The organism is Bradyrhizobium sp. Mp27 (assembly GCF_029953005.1).
GTDB lineage: Bacteria > Pseudomonadota > Alphaproteobacteria > Rhizobiales > Xanthobacteraceae > Bradyrhizobium > Bradyrhizobium barranii.
Map to the genome: position 1 here is coordinate 1 of NZ_JASAUS010000368.1, position 2960 is coordinate 2960.

The window sequence follows — 2960 nt, forward strand, 5'->3', positions numbered from 1 at the left end:
TGCCGAAAGTCATCGCCGGTGTAAAGTTCATCGACGGAATCGAAGTCATTCCGAACACTGAAAGCCACGCCGCCTGATCAGGCCGCGTCACCCAAAATCAGCCATAGCTCACAAAGACGTCATGGCAAGTCTTCAATGAGGGTAAGGGCGTTTGTCGCGACTACGCGCATCTGGCCATCACCTTCTGCCGTTGCATGAACATTCCGGCAAGATACTGCACGGGCTATCTGGGCGACATCGGTATGCCTCCGCCATATGCCCCAGGCGATTTCGCCGGATGGTTCGAAGCTTATATTGGCGGGCGTTGGTACACGTTCGATCCGCGCAACAACGTCCCGCGTATCGGACGCATATTGATTGCGCAAGTACGTGACGCTGCTGACGTCCCGATTACCCATACGTTCGGGCCCAATACCTTGGTCAGCTTCAAGGTGTGGACCGATGAGCTCAAGGCTTAGCAATCGCGAGCAGGCGCCGCTTGCTGAGCGAGATCTTTGTATCGGCCTTGGTCAATGTTGTGGCTGCATAGGCTGCTTCAGGCGTCTATGGGCTTTTGATCTGCATCAAGCGTTCTTTTCAGGTCTGAAGCAGAATTCAAACGCCCAAGCGGGGACATCGGATGCGGCGTCGTGTCAAGCAGACGAAAGCTCTGGAACAGCGCCTGGCGGAAGAGGCCGTGCGATTGCGTCAGCAAGCAAAATTGCTTCCTGTAGGCCCTGGGCGCGAGAGACTGATACGCAAGGCCCGGCAGGCTGAAATTGGCTTGCAGATCAGTAGTTGGCTGCGCTCACCGGGTCTTCAGCCGCCGGAGTAGTTCTCCGCCACCACGAACGGTGGCTGCTGGAATACCAAACTTGGTATCGTTGGTATTGGAGTAAGCTATGAGCAATGCGTTCACGCCTCCAGGACAAGAGCCCGTTCGACCGGAGCCATTTCGACAGCCCGAGGATTGCCCCCGCGCATTTTGCGTTGCGATCGAGGCGGGGCAAAAGGAAGTCGAAAGGCTGAAGCACACGGAAGCCCAATTGCGAGACGCTCTCGCGCGTGAACAAGTGCTGCTCGATCAGAAAGACGAATTAATTCGGCACAAAGATCTGATGAACCGCGAGTCTGACCATAGACTGATGAACGGCCTTCAGATGGTTGCAAGCTTGCTTTCACTGCAAAGCCGGGAAGTGCCGAACGCCAAGGCAGCAGATCAACTGAAGATCGCTGCAAATCGGGTCGCCACCATAGGGAGCGTGCATAAACGTCTTCACGCTCTTGATCACGTCGGAAGTGTCGAGCTCAAGCATTATCTTGAGAACCTCTGCCACGACCTAAGGGGGATTCTTCCGGGCGAACATCGCGATCTTGCAGTTGAGGGTATTGCGGTGGAAGTGCCGACCACGATCGGAGTACCGCTGGGATACATTGTCAGTGAGCTTGTTATGAACTCCGCCAAACATGCCGACGGCACAATCACAATAAGAGTGGGCATGAGCGCGGAAGGCTACGAACTCTCGGTCTCTGACGACGGCCCCGGCTTTCCAAAGGGATTTGATCCAACGAGGTCGAAAGGTCTCGGGATGAAGATCGTTTCATCTTTGGTCAATCAAATCGGCGGCCAGGCAATCTTCGGCGCAAATCCTTCCGGGCGAGGCGCGCGTTTCACGGTTCGGTTCACGCTCAACAGGCTATCCGAATCCGTTGCAGAGAGCGCTGCTCCGAAGAGCGTATTATCTGACCTGGATGATCAGCGAATGCCTGCATCTCTAAGCACGCGGCCGATGTGTCCGGTGTGTAAGCACCGGATGGCATTGGCACGCGTCTCGCCTGGCAAGCGTGGTTTCGAGGAGCGTACATTTGAATGCTCGACCTGCGAACGCACGGAAGTTGTGTCTTTCGCCGTGGATCCAATGAAAACAGATGCTGTCGGGTGGCTGGCAGGCGAGTTGAGGCCGCCGCAATAATTCGGTGACGGCTTTGCGTGACAGAACGCGGCTGCTTCTTCACTTTTCGTCGTTACGAAAGGCCTCGGACCGGCCGTCGTTGCCGAATCTCTGGACTGCCTCCGATGCCGGCAGACGAGGACAGCTTACTGGAGGCAAATCCACGCCCGTAGACGCTTCGATGCCGCGCTTCGCCTCTCTTGCCTCGGCACGACGGTGTTGAAAGACTAGAAACCGATCGCACGTTTTCGATTTGAATCGACAGCTGTCGTACTGAAAGCGCCATGGAAGCGTACAGGATGAATGAATCAACGAGGATGGAAGCGTACGAAGCGACGCTCACCGTTTCCCTGGAGAAGGTTCGCTTCATCGTTCATCGTGACCGATCTTTGCTTGCAGCCACTATGAGTTGCGGGTGTTGATGTGGAATCAAGAGCTTAGCGGTGCCGCCGTGAAGGCTCAACCGGGGCGGTCCGCCGCAAAGCCTCGGGCGCCCGTTGAAACGCTTGATCAGCCTGTCCAAGTAGTTTTCGCTTGCTCTTGCGATAATGGGGAGGCAGACGTTGTGCCGTCTTCCGCAGGCGGTCGAGGTCTCGGAGGTCGCCTAACGCGCGATGCGCTCGTGTGGCGATTTCACCGAATGCCAAATCATGCGGAGGAATGCTGACTTGCAGAGACTGCAGTGCCGCCAACATATAGCGGTAGCGTTTGCACCGGATTCGCAGCCGATGTAGTTGTTTGCGCCGGAGAGTTCGAAGACGTTGGCCTTTTTGCCAAATTTCGGTCCTCCAATCACCTAAAATCGCTTGGCTGTAGACATCGATGGGCTCGGACCGGAGCTGCTGATCATGCTTCAGCCAGGGACCCTTCGCCAGCCAACGATTGAGCGTCGCTATCAATTGATCGTATCGAGCAGAGGTCAGAGCTGGCCCCGGTTGTTTGGACAGCGCCCCGCTGGATTTAAGTGGATTCCTGCCGGGTTATGCTGAACGCGGGGCTTTACGGTTTTGTCGTTGCGTCGGGAGGGCG

At 56.2% G+C, this 2960-nt stretch carries 2 protein-coding genes and 1 pseudogene; 2 read left to right on the top strand and 1 reads right to left on the bottom strand.

Features of this window, described 5'->3' with window-relative positions:
- Positions 1-110 precede the first annotated feature (110 nt).
- A pseudogene (locus QJT78_RS49825) lies at positions 111-458 on the top strand (transglutaminase family protein); the annotation flags it as partial.
- A 77-nt stretch (positions 459-535) separates the two neighbouring features.
- Here QJT78_RS49825 and QJT78_RS49830 read toward each other — a convergent pair.
- Positions 536-694, bottom strand: coding sequence for a hypothetical protein (locus tag QJT78_RS49830; protein ID WP_155258301.1), 159 nt, complete (start codon positions 692-694; stop codon positions 536-538).
- A 187-nt stretch (positions 695-881) separates the two neighbouring features.
- On the opposite strand from QJT78_RS49830, the gene QJT78_RS49840 reads away from it, so the two are divergent.
- On the top strand, positions 882-1952 hold the full coding sequence (locus QJT78_RS49840) for a sensor histidine kinase (protein WP_281460816.1): 1071 nt from the start codon (positions 882-884) through the stop codon (positions 1950-1952).
- The last annotated feature ends 1008 nt before the right edge of the window (positions 1953-2960 follow it).

What these genes read in the sequence shown, in the direction of transcription:
- QJT78_RS49840 (WP_281460816.1), top strand. Translation starts at nt 882, where the DNA reads ATGAGCAATGCGTTCACGCCTCCAGGACAAGAGCCCGTTCGACCGGAG.